At 43.2% G+C, this 1031-nt stretch carries 1 pseudogene; it reads left to right on the forward strand.

Annotated features, from left to right (window positions below):
* Positions 1–875: pseudogene (tssG, locus tag R7P72_RS26135) on the forward strand (type VI secretion system baseplate subunit TssG); the annotation flags it as partial.
* Positions 876–1031: the final 156 nt, after the last annotated feature.

Raw genomic sequence — 1031 nt, forward strand, 5'->3', positions numbered from 1 at the left:
CGCAAATTGGAACAGATGCATTACCAAAAAACGAGAAACTCAACTTAAAGGTCAATGCGTCTTTAGGCTTTGAGAATGTGCAACTCGTTTCTACTAAACCATTAGGTAAAGATAAATTAGCGCTTGAGACAAATTTGATTGGCTTGACGGGGGAGCAGGGTGTACTGCCTCAGCATTACAGTGAGCTTGCATTGCATCGACTGAAAGAAGGCGATCATGCGATGGTGGACTTCTATGACATTTTTAACCATCGGCTTTTATCCCTCTATTAGCGAAGTTGGCAGTTGAGTCAGTTAACCATACAAGCGCGTGCGCATGCAAAAAATCAGCGCTCCCCATTAACTGATTGCATGTCGTCATTGACTGGCGATGGGAATGATCTAGCACTGCATTATGGCGGCATGTATGCATCTCCAACACGAAGTAAAGGTGCATTGAAGAGCATTTTGGAATGTTTGTCTGGTTGCCAAATTCGTATTCACGAGTTTCAAGGTCAATGGATGCGACTGTCTAAATCTGAACAAACTCGTTTGGCATCGAAAAGTATGCCCGAAGGCCAGTTTGCACAACTCGGTGCTGGTGCGTCACTAGGGAAAAAAGCCTGGAATATCAATGCAAGTACAACAATTGAGTTTCTCCCAAAGGAAAGTAAGCAAGTCAAAAATCTATTACCCAAGACCAATACATTGAAAACGATAAAACAGGTAGCAGGTGACTTCATTGGCAAACACAAGCACGTTAAATGGCAACTCACGACTAAACATAGTCTATTGCCTCAAGTTCAAATATCTAAGCAACAAGGTCAGTTAGGTGTCGGCTCTGTACTGAAAAAACATGAACGTACGGAAGATCGCAACATAACAATTACGGTTTAAAGGAAACATAATGGCTTCATTATCACTTTCAGCGTTGGTCGAAAGATTGTCTCCGCAAGCGAAGGAAACGCTAGAGCAAGCGGCGGCAATGGCAAGTTCGCGTACACATCATAGTATAGAGTTGACCCACTGGTTGTTGGCGATAGTTCAACATCC

It is taken from the genome of Vibrio sp. Vb0888 (genome assembly GCF_033338835.1).
Lineage (GTDB): Bacteria > Pseudomonadota > Gammaproteobacteria > Enterobacterales > Vibrionaceae > Vibrio > Vibrio alginolyticus.